This is a genomic window from Tuberibacillus sp. Marseille-P3662, from assembly GCF_900178005.1.
Classification (GTDB): Bacteria; Bacillota; Bacilli; order Bacillales; family Sporolactobacillaceae; genus Marseille-P3662.
Genome location: NZ_FXBS01000006.1, coordinates 594,311 through 609,978, shown reverse-complemented (window position 1 = coordinate 609,978; position 15,668 = coordinate 594,311). Strand labels below are relative to the sequence as shown.

20 protein-coding genes and 1 riboswitch are annotated in these 15,668 nt (G+C 41.6%); of the genes, 4 read left to right on the top strand and 16 right to left on the bottom strand.

Features of this window, described 5'->3' with window-relative positions; translation table 11 throughout:
* Positions 1-168: 168 nt before the first annotated feature.
* The 3 genes from gcvPB to gcvT are packed head-to-tail and all read right to left on the bottom strand — an operon-like array spanning position 169 to position 4,098.
* Positions 169-1,635, bottom strand: coding sequence for an aminomethyl-transferring glycine dehydrogenase subunit GcvPB (gene gcvPB, locus B9Y89_RS11590; protein ID WP_441351480.1), 1,467 nt, complete (start codon positions 1,633-1,635; stop codon positions 169-171).
* Positions 1,628-2,983, bottom strand: coding sequence for an aminomethyl-transferring glycine dehydrogenase subunit GcvPA (gene gcvPA, locus B9Y89_RS11585; RefSeq protein WP_085523385.1), 1,356 nt, complete (start codon positions 2,981-2,983; stop codon positions 1,628-1,630). The genes gcvPB and gcvPA overlap by 8 nt, the downstream gene beginning before the upstream one ends.
* A gap of 17 nt (positions 2,984-3,000) precedes the next feature.
* Positions 3,001-4,098, bottom strand: a complete 1,098-nt coding sequence (gene gcvT, locus B9Y89_RS11580) for a glycine cleavage system aminomethyltransferase GcvT (RefSeq protein ID WP_085523384.1) — start codon at positions 4,096-4,098, stop codon at positions 3,001-3,003.
* Between the two features lie 141 nt (positions 4,099-4,239).
* Positions 4,240-4,361: riboswitch (glycine riboswitch) on the bottom strand.
* Between the two features lie 123 nt (positions 4,362-4,484).
* Between gcvT and B9Y89_RS11575 the strand changes: the two genes are divergently transcribed.
* Together B9Y89_RS11575 and B9Y89_RS11570 are read left to right on the top strand one after the other, a co-directional pair.
* Positions 4,485-6,146, top strand: a complete 1,662-nt coding sequence (locus tag B9Y89_RS11575) for a DEAD/DEAH box helicase (protein WP_085523383.1) — start codon at positions 4,485-4,487, stop codon at positions 6,144-6,146.
* Entirely contained in the window at positions 6,143-6,928 is a 786-nt protein-coding gene (locus tag B9Y89_RS11570; RefSeq protein WP_085523382.1) for a YqhG family protein, read from the top strand. The genes B9Y89_RS11575 and B9Y89_RS11570 overlap by 4 nt, the downstream gene beginning before the upstream one ends.
* Here B9Y89_RS11570 and moaA read toward each other — a convergent pair.
* The 10 genes from moaA to comGA all read right to left on the bottom strand — a co-directional run bounded on the left by moaA (position 6,925) and on the right by comGA (position 12,780).
* Positions 6,925-7,938 (bottom strand): GTP 3',8-cyclase MoaA, encoded by a 1,014-nt coding sequence (gene moaA, locus B9Y89_RS11565; protein ID WP_085523381.1) that lies wholly within the window; start codon positions 7,936-7,938, stop codon positions 6,925-6,927. The two genes, B9Y89_RS11570 and moaA, sit on opposite strands and share 4 nt — an antisense overlap.
* A 78-nt stretch (positions 7,939-8,016) precedes the next feature.
* Entirely contained in the window at positions 8,017-8,250 is a 234-nt protein-coding gene (locus tag B9Y89_RS11560) for a YqzE family protein (protein WP_085523380.1), read from the bottom strand.
* Positions 8,251-8,268: 18 nt separating this feature from the next.
* Positions 8,269-8,784: a shikimate kinase gene (locus tag B9Y89_RS11555; protein ID WP_085523379.1), complete on the bottom strand. Its 516-nt coding sequence runs from the start codon at positions 8,782-8,784 to the stop codon at positions 8,269-8,271.
* Complete coding sequence (gene comGG / locus B9Y89_RS11550; RefSeq protein ID WP_085523378.1) at positions 8,784-9,194, bottom strand: competence type IV pilus minor pilin ComGG; 411 nt, start codon at positions 9,192-9,194, stop codon at positions 8,784-8,786. The genes B9Y89_RS11555 and comGG overlap by 1 nt, the downstream gene beginning before the upstream one ends.
* Complete coding sequence (locus B9Y89_RS11545) at positions 9,164-9,586, bottom strand: competence type IV pilus minor pilin ComGF (protein WP_085523377.1); 423 nt, start codon at positions 9,584-9,586, stop codon at positions 9,164-9,166. Before B9Y89_RS11545 ends, comGG begins: the two co-directional genes overlap by 31 nt.
* Positions 9,583-9,912 (bottom strand): hypothetical protein, encoded by a 330-nt coding sequence (locus B9Y89_RS11540; RefSeq protein WP_085523376.1) that lies wholly within the window; start codon positions 9,910-9,912, stop codon positions 9,583-9,585. Before B9Y89_RS11540 ends, B9Y89_RS11545 begins: the two co-directional genes overlap by 4 nt.
* Positions 9,896-10,339 carry a competence type IV pilus minor pilin ComGD gene (gene comGD, locus B9Y89_RS11535; RefSeq protein WP_085523375.1) on the bottom strand — a complete coding sequence of 148 codons (444 nt, stop codon included), beginning with the start codon at positions 10,337-10,339 and terminating at the stop codon, positions 9,896-9,898. The genes B9Y89_RS11540 and comGD overlap by 17 nt, the downstream gene beginning before the upstream one ends.
* On the bottom strand, positions 10,336-10,671 hold the full coding sequence (gene comGC, locus B9Y89_RS11530) for a competence type IV pilus major pilin ComGC (protein ID WP_085523374.1): 336 nt from the start codon (positions 10,669-10,671) through the stop codon (positions 10,336-10,338). Before comGC ends, comGD begins: the two co-directional genes overlap by 4 nt.
* Positions 10,672-10,688: 17 nt before the next feature.
* Complete coding sequence (gene comGB / locus B9Y89_RS11525) at positions 10,689-11,723, bottom strand: competence type IV pilus assembly protein ComGB (RefSeq protein ID WP_085523373.1); 1,035 nt, start codon at positions 11,721-11,723, stop codon at positions 10,689-10,691.
* On the bottom strand, positions 11,710-12,780 hold the full coding sequence (gene comGA / locus B9Y89_RS11520) for a competence type IV pilus ATPase ComGA (RefSeq protein WP_085523372.1): 1,071 nt from the start codon (positions 12,778-12,780) through the stop codon (positions 11,710-11,712). Before comGA ends, comGB begins: the two co-directional genes overlap by 14 nt.
* A gap of 325 nt (positions 12,781-13,105) precedes the next feature.
* Between comGA and B9Y89_RS11515 the strand changes: the two genes are divergently transcribed.
* Positions 13,106-13,342, top strand: a complete 237-nt coding sequence (locus tag B9Y89_RS11515) for a DUF2626 domain-containing protein (protein ID WP_085523371.1) — start codon at positions 13,106-13,108, stop codon at positions 13,340-13,342.
* Positions 13,343-13,372: 30 nt separating this feature from the next.
* Here B9Y89_RS11515 and B9Y89_RS11510 read toward each other — a convergent pair whose 3' ends face one another.
* Together B9Y89_RS11510 and B9Y89_RS11505 are read right to left on the bottom strand one after the other, a co-directional pair.
* A complete protein-coding gene (locus B9Y89_RS11510; protein WP_176222197.1) occupies positions 13,373-14,101 on the bottom strand; it encodes a class I SAM-dependent methyltransferase in 729 nt (242 codons plus the stop codon).
* Positions 14,102-14,170: 69 nt separating this feature from the next.
* On the bottom strand, positions 14,171-14,797 hold the full coding sequence (locus B9Y89_RS11505) for an MBL fold metallo-hydrolase (protein WP_085523369.1): 627 nt from the start codon (positions 14,795-14,797) through the stop codon (positions 14,171-14,173).
* A 179-nt stretch (positions 14,798-14,976) separates the two neighbouring features.
* On the opposite strand from B9Y89_RS11505, the gene B9Y89_RS11500 reads away from it, so the two are divergent.
* Positions 14,977-15,162, top strand: coding sequence for a DUF2759 domain-containing protein (locus tag B9Y89_RS11500; protein WP_085523368.1), 186 nt, complete (start codon positions 14,977-14,979; stop codon positions 15,160-15,162).
* A gap of 43 nt (positions 15,163-15,205) precedes the next feature.
* On the opposite strand, the gene B9Y89_RS11495 is transcribed toward B9Y89_RS11500, so the two are convergent.
* Positions 15,206-15,574 carry a hypothetical protein gene (locus B9Y89_RS11495; protein ID WP_085523367.1) on the bottom strand — a complete coding sequence of 123 codons (369 nt, stop codon included), beginning with the start codon at positions 15,572-15,574 and terminating at the stop codon, positions 15,206-15,208.
* Positions 15,575-15,668 lie beyond the last annotated feature (94 nt).

Below are 15,668 nucleotides of genomic sequence, written 5' to 3'. Positions count from 1 at the left end.
GCCTTGTTCTTTTTATTTGGCTGTTTTCGTATGAATGGTTGCTTTTGACCGCAGCCCAAATACACTTCGCTTTCCGCGGGAGTCTACGTGTATTCGGGCTGCTCAGAGCGTTTAGAGTCGTTTTTTATACCATGCAAAAGCAACAATCTTTTAGAAAACAGCCTTTTATTATTTTTCAGCGTGATAACGGAGACGCGGTTGGCGCGCTGCCTGAGTTTCGTCCAAACGACTCACAATTGTGTCGTGTGGGGCTTCCTGTACAACTTCTGGCGTCTGCTCTGCCTCATGGGCAATTTGAATCAACGTATCAGCAAATTCATCCAACGTTTCTTTAGCCTCAGTTTCCGTCGGTTCAATCATCATACATTCATCAACGACCAACGGAAAATAGATTGTCGGTGGATGGTAACCAAAATCAAGCATGCGTTTGGCCATATCTAATGTTCGCACACCTTGTTTCTTCTGTCTTTTTCCTGAAACGACAAATTCATGCTTACAATGTTGATCATACGGCAAAATGTAATATGGCTCTAGCCGTCTCATTAAATAATTCGCATTTAATACGGCATCTTTTGATACTTGATTTAACCCATCACTTCCCATCGTCCGTATATAAGTGTAGGCTCGTAGATTGATACCAAAATTACCATAGAATGGTTTGACACGGCCAATCGAATCGGGACGGTTATGATCAAATGCATAGCCCTCATTATGCTTAACGAGCACTGGCTTCGGTAAAAACCGGCTCAACTCCGATTTAACTCCGACCGGTCCAGAACCTGGACCACCGCCACCATGTGGACCCGTGAACGTTTTATGAAGATTAAGATGAACGACATCAAAGCCCATGTCACCAGGACGTGTAACCCCCATAATGGCATTCATATTCGCGCCGTCATAATAGAGCTTGCCACCTGCCTCATGGACAATCGCAGCCATTTCAGAAATGTCCTGCTCAAACAGGCCGACTGTATTAGGATTTGTCAACATTAATGCCGCTGTATCATTACCAACAACGCGTTTTAAGTCGTCAAGGTCAACAATACCTTGATCATTTGACTTAACCGTAACAGCTTCAAACCCAGCTACTGTTGCTGAGGCTGGATTGGTTCCGTGAGCCGAATCAGGGACAATAACTTTCGTTCGATGATGATCGCCCCTCGCCTCATGATAAGCACGAATGATCATAAGTCCGGTCCACTCACCCTGTGCACCTGCTGCCGGTTGCAAAGTCACCTCATCCATGCCGGTTATTTCAGCCAAATTTCCTTGCAAGCGGTACATAAGCTCCATAGCCCCTTGAACTGTCTCGGCTTCCTGATAAGGATGGATATGAGCCAATCCCGCGATCCGGGCAACATCCTCATTAATCTTTGGATTGTACTTCATTGTACACGATCCTAATGGATAAAATCCGGAATCAACCCCATGATTTCTTTGTGACAATGCCGTGTAGTGCCGCATCAGTTGCAATTCACTTACTTCCGGTAAGTCAGGTGGATCTTCCCTGATATACGTTTCATCAAATTCGTCTGTGAGATCCACTTCTGGCACATCGAGTTCCGGAAGACTATAAGCGACGCGTCCAGTACGACTCAATTCAAAAATCAATGGTTGCTCTGGTTGTTTAATCACGGACAACCCCTCCCAACGCTTCCGCAAATTGGTCAATTTCCTCTTTTGCCCTTTGCTCCGTAACAGCAATAAGCATATGGTTTTCAAATCTAGTATTCACGCGTCCAAGATCAAATCCACCGATGATCCCTTTTTCATGCAAACGGCGGTTGACATCTTTAACAGACCCTTTGCAATCAACCACAAATTCATTAAAATAAGCACCGCTGGTAATTATTGTTACGCCAGCTGTTTGCAGTTGCTTCGCTGCATATCGAGACTTATGAACGTTTTGCCGTGCCATTTCTTCAATACCTTGTTTGCCAAGAGCAGCTATGGCGACAGATGAGGCCAAAGCGTTGAGGGCTTGATTCGAGCAAATATTTGACGTCGCTTTATCCCGACGGATATGTTGCTCACGCGTCTGCAAGGTTAATACAAAACCGCGGTGGCCATCCTCATCAACTGTTTGTCCAACAAGACGACCGGGAACTTTGCGCATATATTTCTTCGACGTGGCGAAATAGCCGCAATGGGGACCTCCATAAGATGACGGAATGCCCAAAGGTTGACAGTCGCCCACAACGACATCCGCTCCCAACGATCCAGGCGGTGTCAACAATCCAAGCGAAAGTGGATTACTGGAGACAATCATCATCGATTTTTTCCCTTGATGAGCGATCGGTTCTAAATCTTTCAACGGCTCAATTTGCCCATAAAAGTTCGGATATTGCACAATAACAGATGCGGTATCATCATCAACCGCTGCCGTTAACTTCTCGCTATCCGTAACACCGTCTTTGGCGGGGATGGTGACAATCTCCAAATCGTGACCTTTGGCATAAGTTTGTAAAACTTCACGAGCTTCTGGATGCACTGTTTCAGACACGATGACTTTATCTTTGCGTGTCGCCCCAACACTGAGCAACGCCGCTTCTGCTAAAGCCGTTGGGCCATCATACATCGATGAGTTGGCGACTTCCGTACCTGTCAATTCACTAATCATCGTTTGAAACTCAAAAATAGCTTGAAGTTCCCCCTGAGAAATTTCCGGCTGATAAGGTGTGTATGCACTATAAAATTCCGACCGGGAAATCACATGATTAACGACAGAAGGCATGTAATGATCATACACACCTGCCCCAAGAAACGAAGGCACTTCCTTTAAATGAGTGTTTTTTTCCGCAAGGTCATTCATTAATCGATAGATTTCCGTTTCTGATAATGCAGGTTCAACATTAAGCTGCCCTTTAAACCTAATGTTTTCCGGTACATCAGCAAACAACTCATCAATAGATGCGGCACCAATCGTTTGTAGCATGTCATTTCGATCCGACTCGGTTACAGGTAAATAACGATAATGAGACATTCCATTGCCCTCCTTCATTAACTTCGTTTATAAAATGGTGTACCTATAATGATTGCTTTTTTACGCTTTCCACGGATATCAACCTCGACTTCATGCCCCTTTTCCGCATAGTCACGGGTAATGAGAGCTAAGCCAAGATTTTTATTGAGGGTAGGAGACTGGGTTCCTGTGGTTATCTCCCCTATTTTTTGATCATCAGAAAAGACCGCATAGTGGGTTCTAGGAATGCCTTTATCGATCATTTCTACTCCGACTAATTTGCGTGGTGCCCCGTTCTCTTTTTGTGCCTTCAAAGCAGCTTTACCAATAAAGTCATCCTCGTTCTTAACTTTGACAGCAAAGCCAATCCCCGCTTCAACCGGTGAAATGTCTTTGCTTAATTCTTGACCGTATAAAGGTAATTTCGCCTCGAAACGTAACGTGTCACGAGCGCCCAATCCACAAAGAGCCAATCCTTTGCTCTCACCCGCAGCCTGAATCGCATCCCAAAGTCTTGGAGCGTCATCCCAGGCACAGTAGATTTCAAATCCATTTTCTCCTGTGTAACCCGTTCGGGAAACTAAACTTTGAATACCAGCAAGATCCACATGGTTTTTAAAGTTAAAGAAGCCAATATCATCTAAAGAGACGCCTGTTAGCGATTGAACAATCGCTTCCGCTTCCGGACCTTGAACAGCCAATTGTGCCACTTCATTCGAAATATTCTTGATATTAACGTTGCCTCCAGCATGAGACTGAATCCACTCAAAGTCTTGCGCTTCATTTGCAGCATTAATAACTAATAAATAGTTGTTAACGTCAAGTTTATAAATAATTAAGTCATCTACAGTTCCGCCATCTTCATAGCACATCGCTGTATATTGGGCCACTCCCGCAGCCAGTTGTTTTATATCATTCGTAACGAGATACTGCAGAAACGCCTCAGCATCATCGCCCGTCACGGATACTTCTCCCATATGTGAGACATCAAACAAACCAGCCCGTTCGCGCACGGCATGATGTTCATCCTTAATGCCTGAAAATTTAACCGGAAGTTCCCAACCGCCAAAGTCAACCGTTTTGGCGCCATTTTCTTGAAATTTTTCATAGAGTGGTGTGCGTTTTAAATCACTCATAACCTTCCCCCTTATAAAAAAGCATAAAAAAAGACAGGGAAACACAAGTCTTTTGTGTCCCCCTGTCCGGATACCAGAAAGTTTCAGCCAAATGTCATATTGGGCCTCGTAGGTGGCTCAAGTAAGCACTCTCCAGAGGTGCGTCTAACAAGAGTTCTTTTGCCTGAGAGATTCACGAATTGATTTCGTTTGCTCCTTCGGCGCCCGGCACTGACTTGAATCAAATATCAATCCGAGTGCTAGGTCTCTCCCCTTGTTATCATTCGCAAGATATGAAATTAAGGTTCAACTTATAAGTCTCTACCTATTTGAACATACTAACTATTATTATCCTACCATTATGTTGATTCATTTGGCAACGGAGAATTCTGAAAGGAACGGTGTTTATGCAGCCGACAATCAATTTTGACCGCACTTGGCATGATAACCTAACAGAAAAAATTGAAGCGGACGGACCATGGGCGCAGTGGGATCTGTACCAACTCGCCTATCAAGCCGAACAAGAATTACAGATTCCGGCATTTAAGGGGCTGACGGCACCAAAACACCTTCCTAATCTAGATCTTTTACCCCATCAAAAAGAAACAGCAGAAACCGTCATTGAGCAAATGCATGGAAAGGCGATTTTAGCCGATGAAGTTGGTCTCGGTAAAACGATTGAAGCCGGTCTTATTATGAAAGAATACATGATTCGTGGTTTGGCGAAAAAGATCTTAATTCTTGTTCCCGCTTCACTAGTCATGCAGTGGGCAACAGAATTACAAACCAAATTTTATATTCCAGCGGTCCCTCAACGAAAATCTTACGTATGGGAGCAATGTGATGTTGTCATCTCATCCATCGATACCGCTAAAAAGCAGCCGCATAAGGATATTATTTTAGAACAAGATTATGATTTATTAATTGTTGATGAAGCCCATAAGTTGAAGAATCCTAAGACGAAAAACTATCAATTTGTACAACAAATTAAAAAGAAATTTGCATTATTGCTGACAGCAACACCGGTGCAAAATCGATTGGACGAGCTCTTTTATCTCGTCTCTTTGCTGAAACCCGGCTATCTAGGCAACGCCGAAGCCTTTTCTAACGCCTATCGTTCCGGAAAAGATGAGGTGAAAAACCAGGACAAATTACGGGCATTAATCAACCAGGTTATGGTGCGAAACCGACGCCAAGATACCGAAATGGACTGGCCTAAACGTCATGTGGAATCAGTGGAAATTCCTTTTACAAACGAAGAAAAACAAATGTATAATGCCTTAAATCATTTAAGAAACACCGAGTTCGCTAAAGGGTTCTCACTGATTACATTACAGAGAGAGGCCTGCTCAAGCCGGGAAGCTCTCTATATGACATTGAAAAAGATGGTTGAAGCAGACAATGATCCGCAACTACAGGAAGCAATCAAACCAGTTATGGAGGCCATTCAGGCTGTTGAAACAAACTCTAAAGCTGAGAAAGCCGTCGAGCTCATTCAGCAAGTGGATAGTAAGGTGATTATCTTCACGGAATACCGCGCCACACAACTCTATCTCATGTGGTATCTTCAACAGCATGGGATCTCATCAGTGCCGTTCCGGGGTGGATTCAAGCGCAGCAAAAAAGATTGGATGAAACAGCTCTTCCAGAACCAAGCCCAGGTTCTTATTGCAACAGAAGCGGGTGGTGAAGGTATTAACTTACAATTTTGTCAGCATATTATTAATTATGATCTACCATGGAACCCGATGCGGATCGAACAGCGTATCGGTCGAATCCACCGGCTTGGACAAGAAGAGGATGTTCATATCTATAATTTTGCAACTAAGAACACTGTCGAAGAGCACATTCTTCAATTACTTTACGATAAAATCAATTTATTTGAAAATATTATCGGCGAACTGGATGAAATTTTAACAAAACTCGATCTAGGGAACATTGACCAACACATTAAAACCATTTTCGAAGAGTCGGATACAGAAGGTGAAGTCAAAATTAAGATGGACAATCTCGCAAACGTGATTAATGCCGAACGTGAAGATGATCAAAAGGAGGATGAGGCGATATGAATCAAGAAGCTATCCATGACTATCTGGTTGACTATTTCACAGCTAACGCGTGTGATATTTTAGACGACCGGCCAGGTTATCTCCGCGTCAAACTCACTGTAGATCTTGATAAGCAGTTGATGAACCGGCCTTTTTACTGGCATTATCTAGAAAAAATGGGAGGGCATCCGGAGACTGCAATCCTTTCCTTAAAAACAGAACCCTCTGATGATGAGGGAGAAATGGTTCACTTTGGTTCGCCGCGGCTTCATCAAATTTTTAAATCAACTCAGGAACTTTCACCTCATATCCGCCTTTACGAAAATGTCTCAGTTAACGGAAAGACAAATGTTCCCTTAGAACCGTGGCTCGCAGTCAATAGTAAAATTAGTTATCAATCAGATTTAAAAAAGGACGCCATATTATCCATTGGTTTGAATCTCATCAATGGCACCATCGTCAATCCCTTTCATGATCAGATTCAAACCATGGCCTTAACCCCCAAAATTCCAAACTATTGTTTCACATTACAACCGATGATTAAGCCCTCAAGTGGGTTACGGCGCATTGAATCTTACATCGAGCGTCTCATCAGTCAGGACGATCATGAATGGGCGGAACAAGCTAGACGCCGTTGGGAATACGATGAACAATTACTCGATCAGTTTTACGAAGATTTACAGGATAAACCCGATATTTATACTAAAGAAAAACAAGCGCTCAAAGAAATGTATGAACCAAGAATCCACGTAAGTGTTATCAACGGCGGCCTGTTCTATCTGACGTCGGGGGTTTTTCTTTAGCCCCCGATGTATGACATCTCGATCTTGTTTTTCGCGGATGACTCCCGGTGCTTACGTTCTTCGGAGTAACGGTCATGTCTTTTGCCCCAAATTTCTTGAATCATGTCTGAAAGTTCTTGATCACTGGCACCGTTTCTCATAGGGTTACGGAAGCTGACACCTTTGGAAGCAAATAAACAAGTGAAAATCGATCCATCGGCTGACAGCCGTGCCCGGGTGCATGACGAACAGAAGGCATCTGTAACTGATGAAATCACACCAAACTCATCGTCAGAGCCATGCAATCGATAACGGCTGGCCACTTCACCAAAGTAGTCAGCATCAATCGGCTCAATGTCATATTTCTGCTTGATCGATTCTAGAATCGCCTTTTTGCCGAACACGTCGTCCCGGCGCCACCCATTAGAATTACCGACATCCATGTATTCAATGAAGCGAACGACAATCCCTGAACCGCGAAAATAGTCAAGCATTTCCAGGACTTCATCCTCATTAACACCTTTTTGCACCATCATATTGATTTTAACTTGTAAACCAGCCGCTTTCGCCGCCCATATACCTTCCAAAACATCTGATGCTTTAAAACCTTGATCATTAATAGCGGCAAAACGATCATCAGAAAGCGAGTCCAGGCTAATTGTCACACGTCTGAGGCCGGACGACTTTAGCAAATGTGCTTTTTTGGGTACCAATGAACCATTGGTGGTCATCGCCAAATCTTCAATCCCATTAATTTCTGCCAACCGATGAATGAGATCATCCACTTTAGGACGTAGCAATGGCTCACCGCCGGTCAAACGAATTTTTTTTACCCCAAATTCTGCAAACAACCCAGCTAAGCGCACCACCTCATCATTGCTTAATATAGCGGATCGGCTCAAGAACTCATAACCTGGTCCAAATACCTCTTTAGGCATACAGTAGGTACAACGGAAATTACAACGATCAGTTAACGAAATTCGCAAATCACGCAACGGACGTCCCAAGAGATCTTGGATATGCTTAGCCATTTTGCCCCTCCTCCGTTAAGTCTTTAACCAATCATAACATTAAAAGACCTGGAAAAGTACACTAAAAAAGGCAACCGTTTAAGAACGGTTGCCTTTTCTCTTAAATTTCTCTTTTAGATCAGGGCTCTTTTGTTTCGCGTGCCTAATATAATGATTAAAAGCTACAGGTAACATACCGAACCAACGATTGCCAATCATCGGCGTATTATTTTGCTTACGTTCACGACGTGATGATTTTCTTTGTTCTTTTGGCTGTTCAACATATTGAACAAATTGCTCAGTTAAATACTTCACATAGTCATTTGATTTCATCAGAATCACCTAGGATTACTATGCCCAAATTTGTTCATGTCTATCCAGAAAACCCATGATTTCACTCACCACATTTTGCGAGGATTTCATTGTGGTATTGACGGTATAATCAGCTTCGATATAATCATCAAAGCGCTCGATAAATAATTGATTGATCCTCTCTTCTTTATCCTTATCCAATAAAGGTCGAGTCGTATCATTGGCCAGACGTTTGACAATCGCTTTAGGATCGCAATAGAGAAAGATAACAATCCCGTTTTGAAGCATAAAACGACGATTGTTTTCATTCACAACAGCACCTCCGCCCGTAGTAATAATCGCATTGTTAAAGGAAGTGTTCCGAATAATATCACGCTCATATTCACGGAAACGCGCTTCCCCTTCTTCTTGGAATATTTCTTGAACTTCTTTTCGAGAAACTTGTTCAATCATGTCGTCAGTATCCCATACGGGCATTGACATTCGATGCCCAAGTTCACGACCTACCGTCGTTTTACCCGCACCCATAAAACCAGTTAAATAAATGGTGTTCATTACTGCTCCTCCCATCTTATAATTGCATTGTCTGTCTTGTCATAGATAACTTTTAAATGATGTCGCCCTTGACCAACATGAAGTTTCAGATAAATGTTGTATACATCATCTGATTTCCGCTGACATGTATACGTCACATCTCCCATGCGGTAGGACGTCTTTCCTTCTATGTCGTTAGGGGCTTGTTCTTTCGATTGTATTAATGAAATGATATCATGTGTCGCCATTTGCTTCACGCGTGTCACTTCGAAAGCTTGCCAGCGTTTTTGTGTGAAAGCTATATCAGATTGTAATGTAACCAAGACATTAAGCATCAACCCGATAAAGAGAAGAACAATGATCGCTGTTACAGGAAAAATGAATCCCGCTTCTTGTTGTTTCATTCTTTTACGAAACGCAGTACGCTCCATTCATATGGCCTGCCTTTCTGATCTTGTACACGAATATTCACTGTAGATGGCCCACAAGTGAACTGAATCGTGGACATGGATTGCAATACAACGTCATAACCGGATCCATCAACCGCACGTCTCAGCACACGGCCGTTCAACTGGTAATCAACGACATGATGATTTTTTTGTAAAATCATTTGTGAACCTTCGCAGCTCATCGACGAACTGGCATGTACTTCGTGTTTGACTTGTTCAAAGAATAGGCGGATGTGGTTCGACTGTGTATCCGAGGAAATATTAAGATGGGCCATAACTAAAAACATTTGAGCCGATAAATATAAAATGGTCATCACAATCATAAAGGCTATAATCGAGGATAAGAGGGAAAAACCGGCGTTAGACATTTTCATCGCTTAGCATCACTACAAATCGTCTGCTTACCACGAGCTAAACTCCAGTGAATACATAATCTGCGGTGATCTGAAGTATACTTGAGCCATTCAAGTCTATAATCATGATTGCCTTTAGTAAGGGTAGCTTCTTTCGTCCTTCCTGTTGCGATCCAGTGGTTAAGTTCTTGCTGGAGAATGGATATAGCCGTATGACGATATTGTTGATATTGTTTCTCTTCATACACTTGCAAAGTCATTGGCAGTACAGCAGCAAGCACAGACACAAATAATAACAAGGCACCCGTCGCTTCTAGTGTGGAAAATCCATCAGATTTCTTTAGCATAGAACCTCCCTTGTCCTAGTAAAAAGACAATCTTATATTTGATATCTCCCGACGTAATATAAATTGTCCCTGAACGACTAATGTGTCCGTTAGGTAATAGCTTAAATTGCAGTGAATGGGTCCCTCTCGTAACTCGAACGTCTTCACTATACGGGTCATTTTTATAGTTATTGGTATCCTTACTAAACTGAATGGTTTTTGCTGACTTATTGAGCACGACATGAACGAACTTAGATTCACTCATTGCCGTCATTTGCGCTTCTTGGATAGAATGAGATAACACATTAACGAATTGCCGAGTGGCTAGACGATGATGCCATTCTTCTAGCAGAAGATAAAAAGGAGGGAATGATGCAGTGACAATAATAACGACAAGCAAAGCCTCAATCATTGTGAAGCCTTGTTGTGACGACTTGAGACGCATCATCCGTTCGTTCCCGAGGTATCTGAAGTTCCATCACTTTGAATAATGTCTTCCATTGATAATTCAGTTCCATCAGGACAAGCCATTGTATCAACATATCCCTCTTCTATTAAAACATCTAATGTTGCCGGGGTATCACCACCATGTTCAACCTTATAAGACCCAATTTGTCCCTTAATGAGACGTTTAGTTGCTTTACAACTCTTGGAATTAACGACATCATTAGTTTTCGTCATTTGCGGAACTGCAATCGCTAACAATATTGAAATAATCATTAATACGATAACCATTTCAATCAGCGTGAATCCGTCTTTATTTTTCAACAATCTCTTCATTAAATAACGCCCCTTTACTATAAACTTCCAATTACTTGAAACATCGGTGACATAAGTGAATAAAAAATCAACAGGATACAGGCACCAAAGAAAACAAAAAAGGCGGGCTGGATCGACTTAATTAAAGTTTCAATCGTCACTTCGAATCGACGGAACACGATGCGGCTATAATCCTGAAGTGCTTGTCCCAACTGTTGATATTGTTCGCCCTTCAAAATGATGATTGTCAAATCATCCAGATAGGCCGGGCGTCCCTTAATGATTTCTGACAATGGTTGCCCAGCCATCATCTGTTCTCTCATTACTTTAATCTCGTTCATCAGAAAAGATCCGCGGTCATCATCATCCAATAACTCGACCGCTTCAATAAAAGACACACCTCCTCTCAACATTTCTCCTAAATGAAGACTGAATAAATAGGTTAAATATTGTTGGGTCAATCGACTCATAAAGGGGATTTTTAATAAAATATTAATTTTTTTATAAGAGGGAATTGATCGTTGAATTCCAAGAAGTAAAATTAATGTACTTACGGCCGAAAGCATAATGAGAATGAAATGATCGTTGAGGAAAACACCTGATTCAATCAGGAACACGGTTAGAAATGGGGGGTCAACAGCCATGCTGGTCAATAAATGTTGAAAATTCGGCAACAGGAATACGGTGAAAATGTAAACAATTATGATAAGCGTTAGGAATAAAACTAAAGGATAGCAAAGCAATCGTCCCATCTTAGTCTTATTTTGTTCCAACAGCAGTAACATTTCCCCAATATTCAACAGTCCCGCTTCAAGCTGACTACTCTCTTCCGCCAACCCAATCCATGTACGGATATATGATGGTAATCCAGTAACTTGTAAGGCTGAATGAAATGATTCACCATCTCGCAATGCCTGGATCATTTCATTAATACACGCATTGTAATGGCCGCGATGAGTACGTTGTTTTTCGAGTTCCAAAGCCAATGTCAGCGAATAGCCTTTTCTCAAAAGCTCACCAGTATGTTTCAAAAATTCAGCCAGCTTCTTTGTAGACCAGTTACTGGATTGCATTAGGATGCCTCGAGAGTTTGGAATGATCTTTCCTAGGAATATAACCCATTGCCATCCCGATGCGAATATAATCTTCTAAAGTGCGATACTCAACTTTCGTGTGGCGGTTCCCTTTTTCCAGGACTTCATGTAGTGCCATGCCTGCCAAGATTTCATAAATTCCTGTACGTCGGTTCATCGTTCGATTCTTACAATGTTTAGTACACTTCCTACCACAAACAGGGCAATGAACAGCAATCAATCGCTGCGACACAACGCCTACAAGCGTATCCTTCAAGTCGTACCGAGGAATCCCCATCTCTAACAGTCGATGCACGGTTGAAAAGCTATCACTAGCATGGATTGTTGAAAATACCAAGTGTCCTGTTAGTGCGGCGCGGACCGCAATTTTCGCCGTATCCAAATCGCGAATTTCACCAATCATAATCACATCTGGGTCATGCCTTAGAATCGCTTTGAATCCATTAGCATACGTCAAATCGGCTTTTTCATTGACTTCCATTTGCACAAACGACTCATTTTTCTTTTCAACCGGTTCTTCAAGTGTGACAATGCGAGCATTATAACGTCTTTTTGCAGCAGTAAGCATGGTATACAGTGTTGTTGTTTTGCCTGACCCCGTCGGTCCGGCAAAAAGGATTAAACCATAATCATAATTTAACAGCGACTCTAAATGGGCTGTGCACTCAGAAAATACGGAGAGATCGTTAATGCGTTCATCCATCACTTGAGGTAAAATCCGGATCACGAGGGATTCGTTATAAGTGGCGGGAAGGGTGGAAAGGCGAAGATGGACAGGTTGTTTTTTAATGACGGTATCATAGGCCCCATCTTGCGGCTTCCGGCGGTCACCGATATCCATTCCGGAAACAAATTTGAAATGCGAAATGACGCGCCTGGCCTCATGACTAGGTATGTTTTCCATTTCATACAAATGGTCATCAACCCGAAGTTCAATCAGCGTGTCCTTTTTCCTAGGAACAAAATGAATATCAGTCGCCTTCAACTCAACGGCCGCAGCTAAAATCTCACGACTTTTGTCTTCAATGTCATACAAATCGGCACCTTCTTTCTATTTTGATATAAGATACATAATTCGACGTTTTTTTAAAACATCCTTTTTTTCTAAAAAATTTTTACATAAAAAATAAAGCAAGTAACTCCTTCATATAAATCAGAGTGATGAACTAGCCGTGCCCAAAGATTATAACTATCATCGCCATCTCAGGCGGTACACTTAGAAAGAGGAATTCTGGCTAAACTTCACATGAGTCGGTTATAATAGGGAATGACACTTGAGGCAACATAAAAAATATTTACAACTGGTTACCGATTCATTATAATAATGACAGTGTATGGTTCCATCAAAAGGAGGGAGAAAAATGCCTAAAATGTTCCGTGTCCTTGGGTTTTGGACGCTTATTTTTGCTGTTTTGTTCTTAATAGCAGGTCTTATTCCGGCCTCATTATTGTTCTTTGCTCAAACTGTCTTTTTCTATGCTCTAAGTTATCTAAACCTATCTGAAAGAGTGTATATCTATGTTTTCGGCTCATACTTAACCTTGTTTTTTGTTGGATTTACATACTGGTCTGCATTCATGATGATACCGGGAGAATAAATAATCGGGAGGTTCCAAGGAACCTCCCGATTATTTATATGCGCGATAGATCCGGTATGACAACAAGTCTCTGTACTTCGCCATCACGTTCATATGGTTAAACCAAACTTCAAAATCTGCCTCGTCAATTTCAGATGAAAACTTAAACTCCGAACCTTCCTCAAGACTAATATGGTCCCTTAGAAAATCGTAACCGGACAATGATTCGATGGACGTAAAACCTGCCTGAGTCATCATGTTGATCCAATCCTGTTCAGCCAAGAGCCGCCTCACACCATATAAATGTTTAATTTCATCAACTTGTTGCTCACTGATGGCATCTTCATCCATTAAAGTCATTTCCACCCCTAATAACATGCCGTCTGATCGCAACACCCTATGGTATTCCTTTAATGATTGCAGCACATCGGTAAAAACGGTAACGGATTCAGATATGATAAAAGAAAAAGTTGCACGGTTAAATGGAAGATGCTGTGCATCCGCCTGTTTAATCTGAATAGGAAGTGTCTCCTTGGAAGCTTGCTCTGCAGCTTGCTTAACCATGAGCGGATGATTATCGACACCCGTAACCCGCGAACCATACGTTTTCGCAACGTACATGGAGGTCTGTCCTGTCCCACAGCCAACATCTAGAACATGATCTTCCTGAGACAGGGATTCATTAGCTAAGAGCGCCTTAGTTAAAGGCAATCCGCCTGGATGAGCACTGCTGATGCCAAACTTCGCTAAAAAATCGAGGTATTTTTGCTCACGCTTCAACAAGAATCTCCCCTTTATCCTTCTTCATCATATCTTATGACAGATAAGAACAAGGGTTCACGACATGGGTTAAAAGAACGGATTGCTCATCCTTTCATTTTTGATAGTCGTTTCAAAACCATGTCCTGGAGCAACAATCGTTTCATCCGGCAATACTAACAATTTAGAGTCAATACTTTCTAGCAACTGTTTCTGGTCACCTCCATATAAGTCCGTCCGTCCAATACTTCCGTAGAAAAGGGCATCTCCTGAGAAAATAACGTTTTCTTGCCGGACGTAAAAAGAAACGCTACCTGGAGAATGTCCGGGTGTCTCTAAAATTTCGAATGTAAAGGAACCGATGGTTAATAATTTTTCACTTTCAATCAAAATATCAGCTGGCTTTAAAGTAATGTTTGAAACCATTGGAAAGTAAGCAGAGCCGTTCTTATCTGGATGATCCAGCCAGTCGCTTTCCTTGATATGTAAATATACAGGAATATTCCAATGATCCCGTGTCTTGTCTAAAGCCCCAATATGATCAAAATGAGCATGTGTCAAAAGAATCGCATTTGGATTAAGCCCACGTGTCTCTACAGCATCCTTGATTTTGTCAAACTCGTCACCTGGATCAATGATGACAGCATCTTTTTGTTGATTGTAAATAATATAGGCATTCGTTTGAATAGCGCCCAATGGTAATTGCAACCATTCCATATATATCCCTCCGGATTCGTGTGTTATCATTATTTTAACGAAACTTTCACACATATGAAAATCATAATGTGGGTATGGTATATAATAGGTATCGACAAAGCCACATTAAAAGGTTAAAATATGACATGTACATATATATACGTTAACTGTAGCTTTGTATCGTAAGGAGGACAAAAACAATGTTCACAGGCTTTCTTTTTATCATTATTGCTTTGATATGCCTTTGGGGAATGCTTCGTGCCATTAAAGAACGAAATCTCTTTGGTGGCGGATATGCCTTTGTCACACTGCTTGTGTGCGGTTGGTTTGGTGTCATGACCGTTTGGGATGTTCTCCAGGGTGGCGGCATTCCATTAGGTGAATAAAGTAAAAAAAACGGGAGCCTCTAAGGCTCCCGTTTTTTTATGATTATGGAACGGTCAGTTTGAGCAAATCATCTCGATATCGATCATAATATTTTTGACTAATATAAACAGAACTACGCTTCATTTCATACGGAATTTCCTTTTCTAATAAAAAAGCTTTGATTTTCTTAAAAATTGATGTTTCATTATCTTTAATTGAAAGTGACGTCATTGTCATGTCGTCAGGCAAATGTTCTTGACACCAAGAACGAACTCTTTCCCTTAATTTTTCCGGATTGTCTTCTTTAAAAAGGCATGTATCACTGTGTAATTGATCATTTAAACGGTAAACATCATAATGACCTTGCTCACTCTGAACGGCTAACATGATGACATCGTAGCCTGTATCGGTTCTCATAAAGCAATAATCCATTGTCATCGTACCCCTTTGCCGAGTTCATTTACTTCATTCTACCAAAATTTCTTCCGTTTTGAAAGCGATTACATCAATATGAACTTATTTGTCA

What these genes read in the sequence shown, in the direction of transcription:
- gcvPA (WP_085523385.1), bottom strand. Translation starts at nt 2,983, where the DNA reads ATGTCTCATTATCGTTATTTACCTGTAACCGAGTCGGATCGAAATGAC.
- gcvT (WP_085523384.1), bottom strand. Translation starts at nt 4,098, where the DNA reads ATGAGTGATTTAAAACGCACACCACTCTATGAAAAATTTCAAGAAAAT.
- B9Y89_RS11575 (WP_085523383.1), top strand. Translation starts at nt 4,485, where the DNA reads ATGCAGCCGACAATCAATTTTGACCGCACTTGGCATGATAACCTAACA.
- B9Y89_RS11570 (WP_085523382.1), top strand. Translation starts at nt 6,143, where the DNA reads ATGAATCAAGAAGCTATCCATGACTATCTGGTTGACTATTTCACAGCT.
- moaA (WP_085523381.1), bottom strand. Translation starts at nt 7,938, where the DNA reads ATGGCTAAGCATATCCAAGATCTCTTGGGACGTCCGTTGCGTGATTTG.
- B9Y89_RS11560 (WP_085523380.1), bottom strand. Translation starts at nt 8,250, where the DNA reads ATGAAATCAAATGACTATGTGAAGTATTTAACTGAGCAATTTGTTCAA.
- B9Y89_RS11555 (WP_085523379.1), bottom strand. Translation starts at nt 8,784, where the DNA reads ATGAACACCATTTATTTAACTGGTTTTATGGGTGCGGGTAAAACGACG.
- comGG (WP_085523378.1), bottom strand. Translation starts at nt 9,194, where the DNA reads ATGGAGCGTACTGCGTTTCGTAAAAGAATGAAACAACAAGAAGCGGGA.
- B9Y89_RS11545 (WP_085523377.1), bottom strand. Translation starts at nt 9,586, where the DNA reads ATGAAAATGTCTAACGCCGGTTTTTCCCTCTTATCCTCGATTATAGCC.
- B9Y89_RS11540 (WP_085523376.1), bottom strand. Translation starts at nt 9,912, where the DNA reads ATGCTAAAGAAATCTGATGGATTTTCCACACTAGAAGCGACGGGTGCC.
- comGD (WP_085523375.1), bottom strand. Translation starts at nt 10,339, where the DNA reads ATGATGCGTCTCAAGTCGTCACAACAAGGCTTCACAATGATTGAGGCT.
- comGC (WP_085523374.1), bottom strand. Translation starts at nt 10,671, where the DNA reads ATGAAGAGATTGTTGAAAAATAAAGACGGATTCACGCTGATTGAAATG.
- comGB (WP_085523373.1), bottom strand. Translation starts at nt 11,723, where the DNA reads ATGCAATCCAGTAACTGGTCTACAAAGAAGCTGGCTGAATTTTTGAAA.
- B9Y89_RS11515 (WP_085523371.1), top strand. Translation starts at nt 13,106, where the DNA reads ATGCCTAAAATGTTCCGTGTCCTTGGGTTTTGGACGCTTATTTTTGCT.
- B9Y89_RS11505 (WP_085523369.1), bottom strand. Translation starts at nt 14,797, where the DNA reads ATGGAATGGTTGCAATTACCATTGGGCGCTATTCAAACGAATGCCTAT.
- B9Y89_RS11500 (WP_085523368.1), top strand. Translation starts at nt 14,977, where the DNA reads ATGTTCACAGGCTTTCTTTTTATCATTATTGCTTTGATATGCCTTTGG.
- B9Y89_RS11495 (WP_085523367.1), bottom strand. Translation starts at nt 15,574, where the DNA reads ATGGATTATTGCTTTATGAGAACCGATACAGGCTACGATGTCATCATG.